Source organism: Tsukamurella sp. PLM1 (assembly GCF_023168325.1).
Lineage (GTDB): Bacteria > Actinomycetota > Actinomycetes > Mycobacteriales > Mycobacteriaceae > Tsukamurella.
The window spans coordinates 2,232,071-2,249,244 of record NZ_AP025688.1 but is presented as its reverse complement, the minus strand read 5'-3'; the positions used below and the strand labels follow the sequence as shown (position 1 = coordinate 2,249,244).

The 17,174-nt window shown below is 71.1% G+C and carries 18 protein-coding genes and 4 pseudogenes; 9 read left to right on the top strand and 13 right to left on the bottom strand.

Annotated features, from left to right (window positions below; all coding sequences use genetic code 11):
- The gene (locus MTP03_RS11715) at positions 1-1,239 is read right to left on the bottom strand and encodes an MFS transporter (protein WP_248488499.1); all 1,239 of its coding nucleotides are present in this window, start codon (positions 1,237-1,239) and stop codon (positions 1-3) included.
- Between the two features lie 83 nt (positions 1,240-1,322).
- Between MTP03_RS11715 and MTP03_RS11710 the strand changes: the two are divergent.
- The 4 genes and pseudogenes from MTP03_RS11710 to MTP03_RS11690 all read left to right on the top strand — a co-directional run.
- Positions 1,323-1,958: pseudogene (locus MTP03_RS11710) on the top strand (FadR/GntR family transcriptional regulator); the annotation flags it as partial.
- A gap of 73 nt (positions 1,959-2,031) precedes the next feature.
- Entirely contained in the window at positions 2,032-2,424 is a 393-nt protein-coding gene (locus MTP03_RS11705; RefSeq protein WP_248488498.1) for a DUF6153 family protein, read from the top strand.
- A gap of 299 nt (positions 2,425-2,723) precedes the next feature.
- Positions 2,724-3,133 (top strand): annotated as a pseudogene (locus MTP03_RS11695) (DUF305 domain-containing protein).
- A 140-nt stretch (positions 3,134-3,273) separates the two neighbouring features.
- The gene (locus MTP03_RS11690; protein WP_248488496.1) at positions 3,274-4,728 is read left to right on the top strand and encodes a PE-PPE domain-containing protein; all 1,455 of its coding nucleotides are present in this window, start codon (positions 3,274-3,276) and stop codon (positions 4,726-4,728) included.
- Here the strand turns inward: MTP03_RS11690 and MTP03_RS11685 are convergent.
- Positions 4,725-5,882, bottom strand: a complete 1,158-nt coding sequence (locus MTP03_RS11685) for an iron-containing alcohol dehydrogenase (RefSeq protein ID WP_248488495.1) — start codon at positions 5,880-5,882, stop codon at positions 4,725-4,727. The genes MTP03_RS11690 and MTP03_RS11685 overlap by 4 nt on opposite strands.
- 27 nt (positions 5,883-5,909) lie before the next feature.
- Here MTP03_RS11685 and MTP03_RS11680 point away from each other — a divergent pair.
- Both MTP03_RS11680 and MTP03_RS11675 read left to right on the top strand, forming a co-directional pair.
- Positions 5,910-6,631 (top strand): annotated as a pseudogene (locus MTP03_RS11680) (VIT family protein).
- Between the two features lie 19 nt (positions 6,632-6,650).
- On the top strand, positions 6,651-7,169 hold the full coding sequence (locus tag MTP03_RS11675; protein WP_248488494.1) for a gamma carbonic anhydrase family protein: 519 nt from the start codon (positions 6,651-6,653) through the stop codon (positions 7,167-7,169).
- A gap of 1 nt (position 7,170) precedes the next feature.
- Here the strand turns inward: MTP03_RS11675 and MTP03_RS11670 are convergent, their stop codons facing one another.
- A complete protein-coding gene (locus MTP03_RS11670) occupies positions 7,171-7,656 on the bottom strand; it encodes a hypothetical protein (protein ID WP_248488493.1) in 486 nt (161 codons plus the stop codon).
- Positions 7,657-7,866: 210 nt separating this feature from the next.
- Here MTP03_RS11670 and MTP03_RS11665 point away from each other — a divergent pair, with 210 nt between their 5' ends.
- Positions 7,867-8,145 (top strand): Rieske (2Fe-2S) protein, encoded by a 279-nt coding sequence (locus tag MTP03_RS11665; RefSeq protein WP_248488492.1) that lies wholly within the window; start codon positions 7,867-7,869, stop codon positions 8,143-8,145.
- Between the two features lie 111 nt (positions 8,146-8,256).
- A complete protein-coding gene (locus tag MTP03_RS11660) occupies positions 8,257-9,735 on the top strand; it encodes an NAD(P)/FAD-dependent oxidoreductase (RefSeq protein WP_248488491.1) in 1,479 nt (492 codons plus the stop codon).
- A 70-nt stretch (positions 9,736-9,805) separates the two neighbouring features.
- On the opposite strand, the gene MTP03_RS11655 is transcribed toward MTP03_RS11660, so the two are convergent.
- From MTP03_RS11655 to MTP03_RS11635, 5 genes are all read right to left on the bottom strand, one after another.
- Complete coding sequence (locus MTP03_RS11655; RefSeq protein WP_248488490.1) at positions 9,806-10,411, bottom strand: L,D-transpeptidase; 606 nt, start codon at positions 10,409-10,411, stop codon at positions 9,806-9,808.
- Between the two features lie 80 nt (positions 10,412-10,491).
- A complete protein-coding gene (locus MTP03_RS11650; protein WP_248488489.1) occupies positions 10,492-11,106 on the bottom strand; it encodes a CPBP family intramembrane glutamic endopeptidase in 615 nt (204 codons plus the stop codon).
- Positions 11,088-11,240 (bottom strand): hypothetical protein, encoded by a 153-nt coding sequence (locus MTP03_RS11645; protein WP_248488488.1) that lies wholly within the window; start codon positions 11,238-11,240, stop codon positions 11,088-11,090. The genes MTP03_RS11650 and MTP03_RS11645 overlap by 19 nt, the downstream gene beginning before the upstream one ends.
- Complete coding sequence (locus tag MTP03_RS11640; protein ID WP_248488487.1) at positions 11,237-11,899, bottom strand: hypothetical protein; 663 nt, start codon at positions 11,897-11,899, stop codon at positions 11,237-11,239. Before MTP03_RS11640 ends, MTP03_RS11645 begins: the two co-directional genes overlap by 4 nt.
- A 26-nt stretch (positions 11,900-11,925) precedes the next feature.
- Positions 11,926-12,261, bottom strand: a complete 336-nt coding sequence (locus MTP03_RS11635) for a hypothetical protein (RefSeq protein WP_248488486.1) — start codon at positions 12,259-12,261, stop codon at positions 11,926-11,928.
- Between the two features lie 64 nt (positions 12,262-12,325).
- Here MTP03_RS11635 and MTP03_RS11630 point away from each other — a divergent pair, with 64 nt between their 5' ends.
- Positions 12,326-12,661, top strand: coding sequence for an RNA polymerase-binding protein RbpA (locus MTP03_RS11630; RefSeq protein WP_248488485.1), 336 nt, complete (start codon positions 12,326-12,328; stop codon positions 12,659-12,661).
- 69 nt (positions 12,662-12,730) lie between these two features.
- On the opposite strand, the gene MTP03_RS11625 is transcribed toward MTP03_RS11630, so the two are convergent.
- From MTP03_RS11625 to MTP03_RS11605, 5 genes and pseudogenes are all read right to left on the bottom strand, one after another.
- On the bottom strand, positions 12,731-13,489 hold the full coding sequence (locus MTP03_RS11625; RefSeq protein WP_248488484.1) for a polyprenol monophosphomannose synthase: 759 nt from the start codon (positions 13,487-13,489) through the stop codon (positions 12,731-12,733).
- A gap of 49 nt (positions 13,490-13,538) precedes the next feature.
- Positions 13,539-13,766 (bottom strand): hypothetical protein, encoded by a 228-nt coding sequence (locus MTP03_RS11620; protein ID WP_248488483.1) that lies wholly within the window; start codon positions 13,764-13,766, stop codon positions 13,539-13,541.
- A 25-nt stretch (positions 13,767-13,791) separates the two neighbouring features.
- Positions 13,792-15,018 carry an apolipoprotein N-acyltransferase gene (gene lnt / locus MTP03_RS11615; RefSeq protein ID WP_248488482.1) on the bottom strand — a complete coding sequence of 409 codons (1,227 nt, stop codon included), beginning with the start codon at positions 15,016-15,018 and terminating at the stop codon, positions 13,792-13,794.
- A pseudogene (locus MTP03_RS11610) lies at positions 15,015-16,576 on the bottom strand (amidohydrolase). The gene lnt and the pseudogene MTP03_RS11610 overlap by 4 nt, the downstream one beginning before the upstream one ends.
- Positions 16,577-16,595: 19 nt before the next feature.
- Positions 16,596-17,093, bottom strand: coding sequence for an FxsA family protein (locus MTP03_RS11605; protein WP_248488481.1), 498 nt, complete (start codon positions 17,091-17,093; stop codon positions 16,596-16,598).
- Positions 17,094-17,174 lie beyond the last annotated feature (81 nt).

Sequence of the window (17,174 nt, the reverse complement as noted above, 5' to 3'; positions counted from 1 at the left end):
TCAGTTCCAGGTGTCCTCGAGCATCCGCGGCCTGCAGGCCTGGTAGGCGCCGAGGCACAGCACCACGAGGCAGCAGAACAGCATCGCGAACGGTGCGATCCAGCCGTGCGACGCCTCGTGCAGCAGGCCGAACCCGAGCGGGCCGACGCACGCCGCCAGGTAGCCCACGCCCTGCATGAAGCCGGACAGCGATGCGGAGCCCGCGCCCGTGCGGGTACGCAGATTGACCAGCGTCAGTGCCATCGGGAACGTGGTCGGTCCGAGTCCGGCGGCGATCACCCAGAGCCAGGTGAGAGTCATCGGCGCGAACAACAACCCCAGGAAGCCGACGACGAAGCATCCGAGGAAGACGATCACGAGCGGGAACGGGTTCGTCATGCGCGCGCACAGGCCCGGGATGACGAGCGTCGCGACGAAGCCGACGCCGGAGAACAGCGCGACCATGTTGCCGCCGAGCGCCGCGCTGCCGCCCGCGTCCGAGAGGATCGTGGGGATCCACGTGAACATCGCGTACGTATTGAGCGAGGTCATGCCGAACATCGCGGCCGCGCCCCACGCGAGCGGCGAGCGCCAGATCCGGCCGCGGGGTTCGCCGGCGGCCTCGGCGGACACGTCGTGCACGTCGTGACCCCGCCGCGCGAGGACGATGCCGAGCCAGGGCAGGAAGGCCGCGATCGGGACGATCGCCCAGATGCCGAGCGACACGCGCCATCCGTAGGCGTCGGCGAGCGGCACCGCGGTCAGCGCCGGGACCATCGTCCCGAGCTGGACGAACGTCAGGTAGGCGGTCGACAGCACCGCGACGTTGTCCGAGAAGTAGCGCTTGACCAGGGGCGGAAGTACCACGTTGCCGATGCCCATACCCAGGAGGGCGAGGCAGGAGAACGCGAGCAGACCGGCAGTGCCGCCCATGAACGAGCGCGCTCCGATGCCCAGCGCCGTCGCGACGACCGCCACCAGGGTGGTCCGTTCGAGCCCGATCCGGTTGCTGAGCAGCGGAGACACGACGCCGGCTGCGGCGAACATCGCCGTCGGCAGCATGCCGAACACGCCGATGATCGTGGCCCCGAAGTGCATCTCCCCACTGATCTGGGTCAGCAGTGGCGTCAGCGATGTGACGGCGGTGCGCAGCGAGAAGGCGAACAGAACGATCGCCAGCAGCACGAGAAGCCGGCCCTGGCGCACGGAACGTGCCATCTGCTGGTCGCTCCCCTGCGGCTCGGTCACAACGGTGGTCATTCGCCCTCCTTACGGTCAAGGAAATCATAGGATGAATGGATCTATGGCGGCAAGCCGATTCTCGGCCGGATAGGATGACTGTGATGCAACCGGTACGTAGGCAGACCTTGATCGCGCAGGTCACAGAACAGCTCCGCGGCGAGATCGCCGGCGGGCGCTGGCCCGTGGGCTCGCGAATCCCCACGGAGACCGAGCTTCGCGAGCTCACGGGGACCGCGCGGAACACGGTGCGGGAGGCCGTGCAAGCGCTGGTGCACGCGGGCATGCTCGAACGCCGTCAGGGGTCGGGGACGTATGTGCTGTCCGCCTGCGCCACCTCGACGCTGGGCGACTACTTCTCCGCCGCCCGCGACACCGACCTGCTGGAACTGCGGGAGGCGCTCGAGGTCACCGCCGCGGGGCTCGCGGCGGAGCGACGCGACGACGACGACGTCGCCGACCTGCAGCGCCTGCTCGAACGGCGCAATCGACTGTGGTCGCCCGAGCGGGTCGATGCGGGGGCCCAGCAGGAGGCCGTCGCCGCCGACCTGGCCATGCACCGCGGCGTCGTGGCCGCCAGCCACAACGCGATCTACCTCGAGTTCTACGATTCGCTCGTCCCGATCCTGCAGGAGCACCTCGAGGAGTTCCCGGTCGGGGCGTCCACGTCGTACGAGTGCGCGCACGTCACCCTGATCGGCGCCGTCGTCGACGGCGACGCGGTGGCCGCGCGCGCGGCGGCGCGGAGCTGCTCGCCGAGGTCCGACTCCGCCAGCGCTGACGCCATATACCCCTCTGGGGTATCATCGCCCCGTGCGGATCTTTCGGATGCGGGTGACGGCGGCAGTGCTGGCGGTCGTGCTCGGCGTCGGGGTGATCCTCATGCACACCGGCCTGCGGCCGACGGGGCTCGCACACGGAGGCGGTGGGCACGCCGTCGAGCGAGCCGCCCCCACCGTCCACTCGACGGAGCACCGGCAGACGGTCGAGAAACAGACCGCCGATGCCGTCCACCAGCACGACGCGCACGACTGCGCCGGCACCGTCGTCGTCCACAAGTCGGTGGCCGCGCCGCCGCTCGTGGCCACGCTCCCCTGGTCCGACGGTGCCCCCGGGGCACGTCCGTCGGACCGTGCCGCGGTCGCCCGCGGTCCCCCGCCCTGGACCGTTCTCGACCTGCATCGCCTCTGCGTGCTCCGAGTCTGATCGACGCCTCGCGCGCGGCCGCCGGCCGCGGCGCGACACCTCCGCGTCCGATCGACCCGAACACACACGAAGGGGAACACCATGTTCCACAACAACACTCGTATCCGCACCGCCGTGATCCTGTCCGCGATCGCCGCCGGCGCGACCGTCCTGTCCGCGTGCACCGCGTCGGAGGAACCGGCGCCCGCGGCATCGTCGACCCCGCGGCGGAGCACGCCGGGCACGGCGCCACCGGCGCCGGACCGTCCTCGCCCGCGGCGAACGCCGCCTTCAACGACGCCGACGTCGACTTCGCCACGATGATGTACCCGCACCACGCGCAGGCCGTCGAGATGGCCGACCTCGTGGACGGCAAGGGCGCGAGAGCGGACGTCGTCGCGCTGGCGGCCGAGATCAAGGGGCGCAGCAGCCCGAGATGGACGCCTTCACCCGGCTCTTGAAGCAGTGGGGCAAGCCCGCACCGTCGGCGACGATGACGCACACCATGGAGGGGATGATGACCCCCGCCCAGATGGAGCAGCTGAAGAACGCGCGCGGGGCCGAATTCGACCGGCTGTGGCTCACCATGATGATCGAGCATCACCGCGGCGCGATCACCATGGCGGAGACCGAACTCGCCCGCGGCGTCAACCCGGAGAACCGCAGGATCGCCGAGGCGATCAAGACCGGCCAGCAGGCCGAGATCGCGCGGATGCAGAAGCTCCTGTGATCGCCGTGTAATCCGTTCGGAGGAATCTTCGGGCCGAATCGCGGGTCGGGCGGCTGGTATTGATCGTTTGCGGCATCACAGGTGCAGAATCATCATCGAGTTCCTCTGATCAGTGGTTATTTGATGAAAGTGAATAGCGAATGACGAGCAGATCCGCCCGCCCGCCCGCGCACCCCGCCGCGCTCGCCTTGGCGGGCCTCGGGATCGCGGGCACCGTCGCAATGGCAGGAATCGCACCCGGTCTGCTCGCGACCGCCGCTGCGAAGACCATCGTCGTCGTCGGCGGCGCGAGCGATCCCGACGGGAAAGATCAGTGGGAGCGGATCCGCGGTGACTACGCAGGCGCAGCGCCCGTGTTCGTTCATTATCCAGCGCAATTCGGCGTCGGGTTCCCGGGATTCGCGCTGAGTGCGGACGGTGAGAACACGTTCGCGACGTCGGTGGACACGGGAGCGGACGCCACCGTCCAGGCGATCGAGTCGATCAAGGACGATGATCCGGACGAAGAGGTCGTCGTGTACACGATCTCCCAAGGTGCGGATGTGGTGGGCATCGCGGTCCTGCGGTACGGCGCTGCTCATCCCGCTCCGAATGGTGCGGCGAAGTTGACCGTCATCGAACAGGGCAGTCCCAGCTTCGTTCGCTCCGGGATGTGGAACGTGATCCCACCCGGGATCCCCGGCCTGATGAACGGTCCGGTTCGCAACGACGGTGCGTCGGGCGCGACCGTCGTGAGTGTGTGCGTCAAGGGCGATTACGCCTGCGGGCTCGGCGGCAATCCCGTCTCCGCGGTGTTCTACTTCATCCCCGGATACGACATGCACGGGAAGGTGTACACGGCGCAGAACATCGGCAAGTACTCGCCGGAGGACGGAGAGGGTTTCACGCCCGGGGCCGTGGCGGAGACTCCTGTGGCCACCACTGTCGAGATGCGCAACGGCAACGAGGTGACGGTCGAGCGCTACGCCGACGGCACCGTCAAACGCACGTGGAACGAGGACAACGTCACGTGGGTCTCCCTCGACAAGGGCGAGAACCCGTGGGGTTGGATGCTGCGTGCGCAAGGGATACCGGTGCCGATCGAGTTCGACCGTGTCCTCAACCGGTTGGTCCCGGTGAACGAACCCGGCGACACGGGGCTCCCCTCGTTCCCGCCGCTGTCCGCGGGTCCGGCCCCGAGTCCGCTCGAGCTCACGTCGGTGTTCGGCGATTCCGGCGACGCTGCCAAGCACCGGGAGGGAACCCCTGGGACCGTTCCGGTCCAGGAGATCCTCACGCGGACGATGCCGACTTCGGACCCCGTGGAGCGCGATACCAACCGCGTCGGGTCGTCGAGCGTCCCGCAGCAGGACGTGGACGCCGACCCCGAGCAGCCCGAGGCTGAGACCCAACCGGGCGCGGGGACCGACGGGACCGTCGCACCGGAGGCCGACGGACTCCCCGAGCCCGCCACCACACCGTCGGACGTCGATGCCGAGCCGACTCCGGCGCCGACCGACATCGAAACGGATCCGGACACTGCACCGTCGGACAGTGACACCGCGCCCGAGACGCCGGAGCCGGACGAGGACTCCGGGGTGGCGGCAGCGGCCTAGCCGTACACCTCGGCGTAGAGCTCGACGATCTCGGCCGCGTCGGGGACGCGCGGGTTGTTGCCGGGCGATCCCGACGCCAGCGCCTGCTCGGCCATGAGCGGGGACAGTTCGTCCCAGCGCGCGCGGTCGATGCCGTACGCACTGGGTGTGGGCACGGCGAGGTCGACGCACAGCTGCTCGATCGCCGTGACGAGGCCCTGCGCGAGTGCGGCGTCCGAGTCGCCCGACAGGCCGTAGGCGCGGGCGCAGTCCGCGTACCGCGCCGGCGCCGAGTCCACGGAGAACTGCATCACTGCGGGCAGCAGCATCGCGTTCGACAGTCCGTGCGCTACGTGGAAGTGCGCGCCGATCGGCCGGCTCATGCCGTGGACCAGCGCGACGGAGCTGTTGGAGAACGCCACGCCCGCCTGTGTGGCGGCCAGCATCATCGCCTCCCTGGCCGCACGGTCGGCACCGTCGGCGTACACGCGCCGCAACGTGGCGGAGATCGTCCGGATGGCGGTGAGCGCAAAGCCGTCTGCGAACGGATTCGCCTTGCGGCTGACGTACGCCTCGATCGCATGGGTGAGGGCGTCCACGCCGGTGTCGGCCGTGAGCCGCGCCGGCATGGAGAGCGTGAGCTCGTAGTCGACCACCGCCGCCACCGGCAGGAACGCAGGCCCCGGGCAGAGCATCTTCTCGTCGCTCGCGCTGTCGGTGATGATGCTGAACTGGGTGGCCTCGCTGCCGCTGCCGGCCGTGGTGGGAACGGCGATCACCGGGAGCGCGGGGCCGGTGGTGACGGTGGGGGCCTTGTAGTCGCGCATCGTCCCGCCGCCCGCGGCGAGCACCGCGAGGGCCTTCGCCGTGTCCAGTGGGCTGCCGCCGCCGAGGCCGATGACGCAGTCGGCGTCGTGGCCGCGGACCACGTCGAGGCCGGGAACGAGGGAGTCCGTCGTCGGGTCGGGCACCGTCCCGTCGAACACGGCGACGGTGCACCCGGCCTCGGTGAGCGCCGCGACGAGCCGGTCCGCGGTGCCCTGGCGCTGTAGGAACGCATCGGTCACCACCACGGGTCGGGAGTAGCCGAGGTCGCGGACGAGGCGTCCGGTGTCGGCGAGTGCGCCGCCGCCGACCGCGAGCCGGCGGGGAAGTCCGATCTGAGCTGCCGTCATGCGACGAACCTACCTAGACTTCTTCGCATGGCTGAGCAGATCGGCGAAGGCACACACGAATTCGAGCCCCACCACGGCGCGGTCGGCGATCGGTTGAACTGGCTGCGCGCCGGGGTGCTCGGCGCGAACGACGGCCTGATCTCCACCGCGGGCATCGTCATCGGCGTCGCCGCGGCCACGGGCGAGACTGCGGCGACCCTGACCGCCGGCATCGCCGGCCTCACCGCGGGGGCGGTGTCGATGGCGCTGGGCGAGTACGTGTCGGTGAGTACGCAGCGCGACACCGAGGTGGCGCTGATCGCCAAGGAGAAGGCCGAACTCCGCCAGATGCCCGACGACGAGTTCAGTGAACTCGAGCAGATCTACCGCGCCAAGGGGCTCTCCCCGAGACCGCCCGCCGGGTGGCGGAGGAGCTGACCGCGCACGACCCGCTGCAGGCCCACCTCGACGCCGAACTCGGCATCGACGCGGAGAACCTCACCAGCCCGATCGCCGCGGCGCTGTCGTCGGCGGTCGCGTTCAGCGTCGGCGCCGCCATCCCGATCCTCGCGTCGCTCGTCGAGGCGCAGCGGATCCTCGCGATCGCGCTCGCCGTCCTGATCGGGCTGGCGCTGACCGGCTACGTCTCGGCCCGGCTCGGCGGCGCCGACGCCAAGCGGGCCACATCGCGTGTCGTGGTGGGTGGGCTGATCGCCATGGCCGTCACGTACGCCGTCGGTAAGCTCCTCGGTACCACTGCATTAGCCTGATCGCCCGTAGGAGGCACCCGTGATCGGATCGTTCGGACAGCTCTCGCCCAGGATCGCGGAGACGGCGTGGGTGGCGGATTCCGCCACCGTGATCGGCGACGTGGAGCTCGGCGACGGCGTCGGCGTCTTCTACAGCGCCGTGATCCGTGGCGACATGGCGACGATCTCCGTCGGCCGGGACAGCAACGTCGAGGACGGCGTCGTGATGCACGCGGATCCCGGCGTGCCGCTCACCGTCGGCGAGCGGGTCTCCATCGGGCACAACGCGGTTCTGCACGGCTGCACCGTGGGCGACGACGTGCTCGTCGGGATGGGGGCGACGGTGCTCAACGGCGCAGTGATCGGCGCGGGCACCCTGATCGCGGCCAACGCCCTCGTCCCGCAGGGCATGGAGGTGCCGCCGGGGTCGATGGTGGCGGGCGTGCCCGCCAAGGTACGGCGCGAACTCACCGACGCGGAGCGCGCCGGAATCACCGCGAACGGTGCCGGCTACGTCGAGCTCACCAAGGCGCACAGCCGCGAGGCGGGCACCGCGTAGCTCAGATCCCCGACCACACCATGGTCGCGCCGGAGTGTCCGGCCGAGATGGTCCCGACGACGCACGCGGCGGCCGCCGCGGTGGCGAGGACGGCGAGGACGATCGCCCCGGCGCGCGAGGACAGCACCGTCGAGCCCGCGAACCGCGACCCGACCACCGGGCTGGACCCGGCCCAGACCAGCACCGCGAGCACCGTCAGGGCGATCGCCCACAGGAACGTGGCGGTGCCCTGCGTCGCGTGGCCCTCGATCTGTTCCTGCATTCCCGCCATGGTGGGCCGCTGCTGGAGTCGTTCCCCGGACTCCTTGGCCACGTAGCAGGCACCCAGCGCGAGCGCCGCGGCGACGGGGAGCCCGGCGCCCAGGCGGGTGCGCGCCGCCGGCCACCAGGCCGCCACGACGACGGCGAGCGCGGCGAGCGGGAGGAGCACCACCGCGCCGTGGACGAACAGCGGATGGGACGGAATTCCCGCGATCTCGGTGAACACGGAACAATGCTGGCAGAGTGTGCGGTGTGACGCAGACAACTCAGCCGATGTTCTGCCCCACGCGGCGCGCGGTGCTCGCGGCCATCCCGGGAATCGCGATCCTGCCCGTCGCGGTCGCCTGCGGATCGCCGAGCACGGACGACACCACGTCGGGGTCCACTCCCCGCGAACGGGACCGGGTCGCCCGGCGGCGCGCAGAGCGGCGCTCAGGTGCCGGCCGCTCAGGTGCCCGTCGGCAACGCCGTCGTGATCGCGGGCGCGAAGCCGTACGTGGTCGCCCAGCCCACGGCGGGTAAGTACGTCGCCTTCGACGCCGCGTGCACCCACCAGGGCGCAACGGTCGGGGCGAGCGAGGGCCTCACCCTCGAGTGCCCGGCGCACGGCAGCCGGTTCGACGGTGCGACGGGCTCCGTCGAGCGCGGGCCGGCCCGCACCCCGCTGACCTCGGTCGCAGTGCGGCTGGACGGGGACACGCTCCACGTCGGATGATAGATCTGGACCCCATAGCTACCGCGCTGTAGCATTGGGCTCAACCTGTTATTGACCCGGTCTCAGTAAGCAGCCCTTGCGGGACCGCGGCGGATTCGACAAGGAGGCCCCGTGGCTGATCCCGAGGCTATCTACAAGGACGTACTGATCGTCGGCGCCGGCTTGGCCGGAATCGATACGGCGTACCGCGTGTCGAACGAGGTGCCGCAGCTCAGCTACGCCATCCTCGAGCAGCGCGGGGCGATGGGGGGCACCTGGGACCTGTTCAACTACCCGGGCATCCGGTCGGACTCGGACATCTTCAGCCTGAGTTACCCGTTCCTGCCGTGGAAGGGCACCAACCGCCTCGCCAGCGGCCCGGAGATCAAGGCGTACATCGAAGAGGCCGCCGCGAAGTTCGGTATCGATAAGCACATCAGCTTCAACACCAAGGTCGGCACCGTCGACTTCGACTCGCGCACCGACCTCTGGACCGTCACCGCCGAGCGCGACGGTGAGCAGGTCGTCTACCAGGCGCGGTTCCTGGTCGCCTGCACCGGTTACTACAACTACGAGGCCGGCTACGAGCCGCCGTTCCCCGGCGTCGACCAGTACCAGGGCCAGGTCGTGCACCCGCAGCACTGGCCGGAGGACCTGGACTACAAGGACAAGAAGGTCGTGGTCATCGGCTCCGGCGCCACAGCGATCACGCTGATCCCGTCGATGGCCGACGACGTCGAGCACATCACCATGCTGCAGCGCTCCCCCACCTACGTACTGCCGGTCCCCAACGCCGACCCGCTGACCAAGTTCGGGGCCAAGGTGCTCCCGGCCCCGGTCGCACACACCATCACCCGCAACGTCAACGCCGTCATCAACGTCGGTCAGTACGTGCTCGCGCGCTCCTTCCCGAAGACCTCGCGCAAGTTCCTGCGCAAGCTCAACCAGAGCATGCTGCCGGAGGGGTACGAGGTGGACGTCCACTTCAAGCCCCGCTACGAGCCCTGGGACCAGCGCCTGTGCGTCGTGCCCAACGGCGACCTGTTCAAGACCATCCGCGACGGCAAGGCCGAGGTGGTCACGGACACCATCGACACCTTCACCCAGAAGGGCATCAAGCTCACCTCGGGCCGCGAGCTCGAGGCCGACATCGTGATCACGGCGACGGGCCTGCAGCTCCTCGCGTTCGGCGGCGTCGACGTCAGCGTGGACGGCGCCCCGGTCAAGCCCAACGACCGGTTCGCGTTCAACGGCTACATGCTCGAGGGCGTGCCGAACTTCGCGTTCATCATCGGGTACACCAACAACTCGTGGACCCTGCGCGCCGACATCTCGGCCCGGGCCATCGCACGGCTGCTCAACCACCTGGTGGTCAAGGGCTACACCCACGTGGCGCCCGACGTCGGCGGCGAGGTCCTCACCGAGCATCCCGCGCTTGACCTGAGCTCCGGCTACGTGCAGCGCTCGCCCGACGCCATGCCCAAGGCTGCGACCGTGCATCCGTGGATGATCCGGCACAACTTCGTGCTCGACTCGCTCGACTACCGGCGCTCGCAGGTCGACGCACCCGAGCTGAAGTTCGGCACCGTCAGCGCGCCCGCCACGGTCTGACGCGCGCGAAGAGACGAGAAACCCGCCCCGGTCGGACCGGGGCGGGTTTCTTTCTGCGCTGTCGCGGGCGTCAGGAACCGGGCGTGTACGAACCGCCGACGGTGCCGCGCACCACGATCGGCGTGCCGATCGGGAAGTTGTCGTAGATGTACTTGCCGTTGGCGGTGCTCACGTTCAGGCAGCCGTGGCTCACATTGGACACACCCTGCTGGTTCACCGACCACGGGGCGGCGTGCACGAAGATGCCGCTCCACGACATGCGGGTGGCGTACTCGACGTACGTGCGGTACCCCTCGGGCGAATCCACGGGGACGCCGTACGTGGACGAATCCATGTACATCTCCCGCTTCTTCTCCATCGTGTAGTACACGCCGTTCGGGGTGGGATGCTTGTTGCTGCCCATCGACGTGGGCATCGTCTTGACGACCTCGCCGTTGTGCCAGATGGTGATCTGCTTGGTGGCATCGTCCGCCAGCGCGACCCAGCCCGTCTTGGTGGCGACCGGGGGCGCCTGCGAGGTGGTCGGCTCGGTGGTGGGCGTCGCCGGCGTCGTGGGCGCTGCGGTGGCGATCCCGACGGTGGCCGTGGCCGCGACGAGCGCGAGCGCGGTGCTCGCGCCGAGGCGCGCGAATCCGCGCCGGGTGACTCCCGTGGCGCCGGTGTGGCGGTCAGTCATCGATGTTCCTCCTCCAGGAAGGGATCCGGGGTTCCCGGGGGCGGAGCCCCCGGGGTCGGTATCAAGCCTTGCGCATGATTCTACGGTGCCGTGGCATCAGATGAAGAAAACACTGAACCGGAGCTGAGGACGGCGCCGCAGCCGTTCAGCAACCAGTGGGCCACGAAAGCGGGCCACCACCTGCCGGTACGCCGGGTCAGCACATCGAAACCGGCGCCTGCCAGGAAAGTGACGCAGATTGTCGGAAATACAGGGTCGTGCGCCGCCCGTGCAGCACCGACGTGCCAGAGGCCGAACACCGCGGGGCCGGCGATCGAGCCTGTGCGCGCGCCGTACGCCCGACGCAGTGCCGGCGTCAGCACTCCGCGGAACAGCAGCTCCTCCGGCAGGGTGGTGCCGAGCGGGATGTCCACGAGGACCCATTTCGCGAGGCTCGACGGGGGCTGCCGATCGACGGGTTCCACCGTCGCCAGGCCGGCGACGGCGAGCGCCACACCGGCGACGGCGCCGGGCACCGTCGGAATGCTGGACCGCGCCAGCCCGGAGTCGGCGAGGCAGAAGGCCAGCGTCGCCGCCGACCGGCCGTCGCTGCCCCAACCGAACCGCCGCGCCAGCCGTGGTGCCAGGGCGTTCGACCACGCGATCGCAGCGCCGGACGCGAGGGCCGCGCCGCCGCTCACTGCATCGAGACCCACGAGCCCAGGGAGCGGTAGAGGCTCGCCGAGAACGGGAGGTCGGTGCCGTAGCGGGCGGGATCGCGCGACTCGTCCTCCTGGAGCGCGTGGCTGACGCCGCGCAGCCGGACGTAGTTCACGTGGGTGCCGGTCATGACGTCGGCGAGGCTCTGCGTGGCGCGGCAGTCGACGGCGATATCGGAGTCCGAGCAGGTGAGCAGATTGTGCTTGAGCCGCGGCAGCGCCATCGCCGCTTGCAGGGTGTCAGGGGTCCCGGCCGGGAGGCCGGTGAGAACGGCTCGATCAGGCCGATCGGCATCGGCTGGCGCCCCGTGCCGCCCGCCCCCAGCGCCAGCGCCAGTGGTGCGGCCGTGCCGTGCCCGATTGCGAGCAGTCGGTCGTCGCCGAGGCCCGAGCGCTCCGCGAGCGCGGCGAGGCCGCGCCCGGCCCGGCCGAGCAGCGTCGTATGGTCCGCGCCCGACGGTCCGCCGTCGAACCGCAGAGACGCGACGCCCAGCTGGGCGAGCATGACGGACAACTCGCGCGTCGCGACCTCGCCCGCCTTGTCGGCCGAGCCCAGGATGAGCGCGGCGCGCAGCCGGCTCGGGTTGCGGGGCGCGACGTACGTCGCTGCGCCGTCGGCGCCGGGAACGTCGAGCACGGACTCGCTCCAGTCGGCCGGCAGTGCAGCGGGTGCCGGCGGTGCCGGCGGATTCGAGATCACGGGCGTCGGCGCCTCGGTCGACGAGCACGCGCCGAGCGCGAGCAGCGCGACCGCGAGCAGTGCTGCGATCCGGATCCGGGCGTGGGGCATCGGCTTCCTCCTGGTCGGCTTGCGCGTCAGCGCAGGCGTTCCGCGGCCTTGGCGGTCTCGACCAGACGGTCCGCCAACTCGGCCAGTTCGGCGGTGGTGGCGCCCTCGGCGATCGCGGTCCGCACGTCCTCGGCCGCGCATCTCACCTCGAACATACGCTCCCCCACTGCGTCGGCCTCGGCCGCGGTGAGCACCACCGAATCCGTGGGCAGGGCGGTGCCGGTCAGCGCGGCGCGGGACTCGTAGGCGCGCTGCCGGCACGAGCGCCGGCAGTACTTCCGGGTGCGTCCCGGCCCCTCGGAGACCACCTCGCGCCCGCACCAGGCACAGGTGCCGGACCTGCGACGGCGAGCGGTGGTCATGTCCGCAGTCTAATGAACCGGGTAGACTGGGAATGTTCGGCGTACCGCGATCGTTGGGAGAAGCATGGCAGACCGAGTTCTACGGGGCAGCCGCCTGGGTGCGGTGAGCTATGAGACGGATCGGGACCACGACCTCGCGCCGCGCCGCATCGCGCGGTACCGCACCGATAACGGTGAGGAGTTCGACGTCCCGTTCGCGGACGACGCAGAAATCCCCGGCACGTGGCTGTGCAAGAACGGCCTCGAGGGCACCCTGATCGACGGTGTCGTGGCCGAGGAGAAGAAGGTCAAGCCCCCGCGCACCCATTGGGACATGCTGCTCGAGCGGCGCTCGGAGGGTGAGCTGGAGGAGCTCCTCAAGGAGCGGCTGGACCTGCTCAAGGCGCGTCGCGGCAAGTAGGCGCGGGGTTCGTCCCCGGTGAACGCGAAGGGCCCCGGATCTCCGGGGCCCTTTCGCGTGCCTGCGGGACTACTTGCCGCGCAGCTGCTGCAGCTTGCGCTTGCGGGCCCGGTACCCCCACTTGGGGACCAGGGTGGCCGCTTCCTTGACGATGGAGCCGCTCATCTTCGACTCGCCGATCACGCGCTCGGTGAACGTGATCGGTACCTCGACCACCGTGAACCCGGCCTGCACCGCGCGCCAGGTGAGGTCGATCTGGAAGCTGTAGCCGAGCGACTCGATCTCGTCGAGGCCGAGTCCCTCCAGCGTCTCGCGGCGGAAGGCCTTGTAACCGCCCGTGATGTCGCGGATCCGCGTGCCCAGGATCACCTGGCTGTACACGTTGCCGCCGCGGGAGATCAGCTGCCGCGAGAGCGGCCAGTTGACGGTCTTGCCGCCGAACACGTAGCGGGAGCCGATCACGAGGTCGGCGCCGGCGTCGATCGCGGCGAGGTGCCGCTCGAGCTGCTCGGGGGCGTGGGAGCCGTCGGCGTCCATTTCGACGATCACGCGGTAGTCGCGCTCGAGGGCCCACTTGAAGCCCGCGATGTACGCGCCGCCCAGGCCGTTCTTCTCGGCGCGGTGCAGCACGTGGATCCGAGGGTCGTCGGCGGCCATCGAGTCGGCGAGGTCGCCCGTGCCGTCGGGGCTGTTGTCGTCCACGACGAGCACGTCCACGCCCGGCTGGGCCCGGTGCAGCCGGCCCACGATGAGCGGCAGGTTCTCCAACTCGTTGTAGGTGGGGATGATCACCAGCGTCTTCGACGACGGCGCTGACGGCTCGCTCATGCAGGTTCCTCGGTCCGGGTACGGGGCGCAAACAGACTTCTATCGTGCCTCATCGCGATCGCGATGCCGCACAGGGTCGCCACCAGCAGCGCCACCTCTCCCCAATCCCCAGGCGCACGGCCGGGGTGAGGCCCGCACGGAGCGTGATCGTCTCGATCAGGTGGTCGTTCGTCCAGACGGCGGTCCGCCGGGGCACGGCACCGTCGGGGCGCACCAGCGCGCTGACGCCCGTCGTGGCCGAGACCACCACGTCCCGGTCGAGCTCGACCGCGCGCACCCGGACATGCCGAGTTGCTGGTAGGTCATCCCTGTGCGGCCGAAGGTCGCGTTGTTGGTGGGCACCGTGAGCACCTGCGCCCCGTTCTCGACGGAGCCGCGCAGGGCCCGGTCGAACGCCACCTCGTAGCACGTCGCGACCCCGAGCGGAACGCCGTTCGGGCGCACGACACCGGGGCCGTGCCCGGCGAGAAGTCGTTGGCGAGGTCCACGTAATCGCTGAAGAACCGGAAGAACTCGCGCATCGGCATGGTCTCGCCGAAGGGCTGCAGGATCGCCTTGTCGTGCCGCTCGATCACTCCGGTCGCGTCGACCAGCAGCATGCTGTTGTAGTACCGACCCGTGCCGTCGTAGTGCACCGAGCCGACGAGGATCGGGGCGCCCACGTCGACCGAGGCGGCCCGTAGCCGCGCCGCCACGTCGGGGTCGCGCTCCGGCGAGACATCCGAGGAGTTCTCGGGCCAGATCACCACGTCGGGCTGCTGCTGCCGGCCCTCACGGACCTCCGTCGCGAGCCGGTGCGTCTCGTTCAGATGGTTGGTGAGAACGGCCTCGCGCTGGGTGGCGACGTCCCAGCGCTGCTCGGGCACGTTGCCCTGGATCGCCGCCACGGTCACCGTCCGGCCGTCCGACGGTGCCCCCACGAACGGCCAGGCCGCCGCCGTCGCGATGCCGGTCAGGGCCACCGCCGCCGCCGGCAGCAGGTACGCCCGACGGTCCGCGCGACGGTACGCCGCGATCCCCGCCGCGGCGAGGCACGCGCCGAGCAGCGCGACGGCGAAGGAGAGGCCGGGCGCGCCGGCGTACCGGGCGAGGGAGAGCAGCGGACCGTCGGCCTGGCTGAACGCGAGGCGCCCCCACGGGAAGCCGCCGAACGGGAAGGAGGCGCGGGCCCACTCGGTCACGGCGAACGCCGCCGCCACCCACACGGGGCCGCCGGGCGCGCGGACGACGCGCGTCGCGATCAGGCCGAACGCGCCGTAGTAGAGCGCGCACGTGATACCGAGGCCGATCCACGGCAGGGCGCCCACCATCGAGTCGATCCACTTGAGCAGCGGGACGAACAGCCCGAGCCCGGCGAGGAATCCGTAACCGAAGCCTCCGCGCAGCGTCGGACGCTCGCGGGTCGCGAGGACGGCGACCAGCGCCGCGACGCCCAGCGGTGCGAGCCACCACAGTCCTGCGGGCGGGAACGCGAAGAACAGGGCGACGCCGGCGAGCAGGCTCGTGCCCGCGCGGAGCAGGAGCTTCACGCCGCGAACACCGTCCGGCCGTCGGCCACGGTGCGCAGGCAGCGCGGCAGCCGGGCGCCGGGCGCGAGGTCGGGCAGCGGCGCGACGCCGGCGCGCGGGTCGGTCGACCAGCGCTGCACCGCGTCCGACGGTGCCCGCACCACCAGTTCGTCGGCGTCCCAGACGGCGAAGGTCGCGGGCGCGCCGGGGACGAGGGTCCCGGCGACGCCGTCGCGGACTCCCCGGCCCGCCACGCCCCACGGGTGGCGGCGGCGAAGGCGGCGCGGGGCGAGATCGCGCTGCCGGGCGTGCGGTGCTGTACCGCGGCGCGCAGTGCGGCCCACGGGTCGAGCGGGGTCACGGGCGAATCCGACGAGAAGGCCAGCGGCACGGCGTTCTTCGCGAGCAGGGCGAAGTCGTTGAGGGTCGCGGCGCGCTCGGCACCCAGGCGGCGGGTGTACATGCCGTCCGGTCCGCCCCAGAGCGCGTCGAACTGCGGCTGCATCGAGGCGATCACGCCCCAGTCGCCGAGCTGGGCCGCCTCCTCAGGGGTGACCATCTCGGCGTGCTCGATCCGGTGCCCGCAGGCGGCCAGCAGGGGGCCGCCGTGCGCGCTGGCCGCGGCATCGACGCCGGCGACGACCCGGGCCACGGCAGCGTCGCCGATGGCGTGGAAGCCCGCCTGGATGCGGGCCTCGGTGCACGCCAGCAGGTGCGCGGTGACGGTCTCCTGGTCGAGGTACCCCACGCCGTTCGACGGTGCGTCCGCGTACGGCGCGTGCAGCAGCGCGGTGCGGCTGCCGAGCGAACCGTCGACGAAGAGGTCGCCCGCCAGGCCGTCGGCGCCCGTGCGCTCGACGATCGCGCGCGCGTGCTCCGCGTCGCGGGCCGCCTCGCCCCAGTAGCGGCGCACGTGGACCCCGTGAGTGAGGGCGCCGAGGAGCGCGAAGTCGCGCTCGCCCGCGATGTCGGGACCGCCGCACTCGTGCACGGCGGCGATGCCGGCGGCGGCCGCGGCGTCGAGGGCCGCGGTCTGGGCGGCGGTGATCTGCGCGTCGGTGAGCGACGCGAGGGCCGCCGCGCGGACGGCGTGGTGGGCGGCGGCGGTGAGCGGACCGTCGGGCGAGAAACCGGCGAGGCCCTCCAGGCCCGGGACGAGCGCCCGCAGGGCGGTGCTGGCCTGCGCGGAGTGCTCGTCGACGCGGGCCGCGTAGACGAGGCGGTTCTCGTCGAGGTCGGTGCGCTGGAGCGGACGCTTCCAGTTGGTGTCGTCCCAGCCCCGGGCGATGACGGTGGCGCCGGGGGCGGCGGCGAGCGCGGCCTGCAGCGCCTGCGCGCTGCCCGAGAGGTCGGGGCCGGTGAGCGCGAGCCCCGTCGCGGTGAGGTGCACATGGGTGTCGACGAACGCCGGGGCGACGAACACCCCGTCGAGGTCGGTGACGGGCAGGTCCGGGTGCAGGGCGCGCGCGGCGTGGTCCTCGCCGATCCAGGTCACGACACCGTTCTCATGGGCGAGGGCGGTGGCTGAGGTGGATGTGGGCGTGTAGATCCGCCCGCCGACGAGGAGTTCTGCGGTCACCGGACCAGTCTGCCAATTGCTACGCGGGCGGCAACTCCCGGTATCCCGGCCGCGGTCCGGTGCCGGGCCCGGCGGGCGGGACCACGGCACCGTCGACGACGGTGCCGTACCCGCGCGGCTGTCCGGCCAGGACGGTGACCAGTCCCGACTCCTCCACGAAGGAGGCGACGCGCTTGGCGCCCACGTACGCGACCGCGGGACGGACCACCGCGCGGACCGGCTTGACCAGCAGGAGCAGGCCCGCGGCCGTGCTCACCACGCCGGGGACGGCGAGCAGGAAGACGGCCGCCGCGAGGATCGCGGTGTCCATGAGCGCGGGACCCGCGGACCGCTGCCCGTCGAGGGCCTCCCCCAGGTCACGCAGGACGCCCGAGGCGGTGCGCCGCAGCATGAGCACGCCGAGGGCGGTCGCGGCGATGACCGCCAGCACGCCCCACCCGAATCCGAGCCAGGCCACCAGCGAAGCGAACGCCGCGATCTCCACGACGACGTAGGTCAGGAACGCGAAGAGCTTCATACCCGTACAACGGGCGAACCGGGCGAATGGTTCCCGGCCCCCCTCGCGATTGAACACTGTTTCGGTCGGTGAAACCCCACT

Coding starts and splice junctions, on each gene's coding strand:
- MTP03_RS11605 (WP_248488481.1), bottom strand. CDS start 17,093: ATGAAGCTCTTCGCGTTCCTGACCTACGTCGTCGTGGAGATCGCGGCG.
- MTP03_RS11645 (WP_248488488.1), bottom strand. CDS start 11,240: ATGACCGGCACCCACGTGAACTACGTCCGGCTGCGCGGCGTCAGCCAC.
- MTP03_RS11715 (WP_248488499.1), bottom strand. CDS start 1,239: ATGACCACCGTTGTGACCGAGCCGCAGGGGAGCGACCAGCAGATGGCA.
- MTP03_RS11630 (WP_248488485.1), top strand. CDS start 12,326: ATGGCAGACCGAGTTCTACGGGGCAGCCGCCTGGGTGCGGTGAGCTAT.
- MTP03_RS11635 (WP_248488486.1), bottom strand. CDS start 12,261: ATGACCACCGCTCGCCGTCGCAGGTCCGGCACCTGTGCCTGGTGCGGG.
- MTP03_RS11625 (WP_248488484.1), bottom strand. CDS start 13,489: ATGAGCGAGCCGTCAGCGCCGTCGTCGAAGACGCTGGTGATCATCCCC.
- MTP03_RS11690 (WP_248488496.1), top strand. CDS start 3,274: ATGACGAGCAGATCCGCCCGCCCGCCCGCGCACCCCGCCGCGCTCGCC.
- MTP03_RS11685 (WP_248488495.1), bottom strand. CDS start 5,882: ATGACGGCAGCTCAGATCGGACTTCCCCGCCGGCTCGCGGTCGGCGGC.
- MTP03_RS11655 (WP_248488490.1), bottom strand. CDS start 10,411: ATGACTGACCGCCACACCGGCGCCACGGGAGTCACCCGGCGCGGATTC.
- MTP03_RS11640 (WP_248488487.1), bottom strand. CDS start 11,899: ATGCCCCACGCCCGGATCCGGATCGCAGCACTGCTCGCGGTCGCGCTG.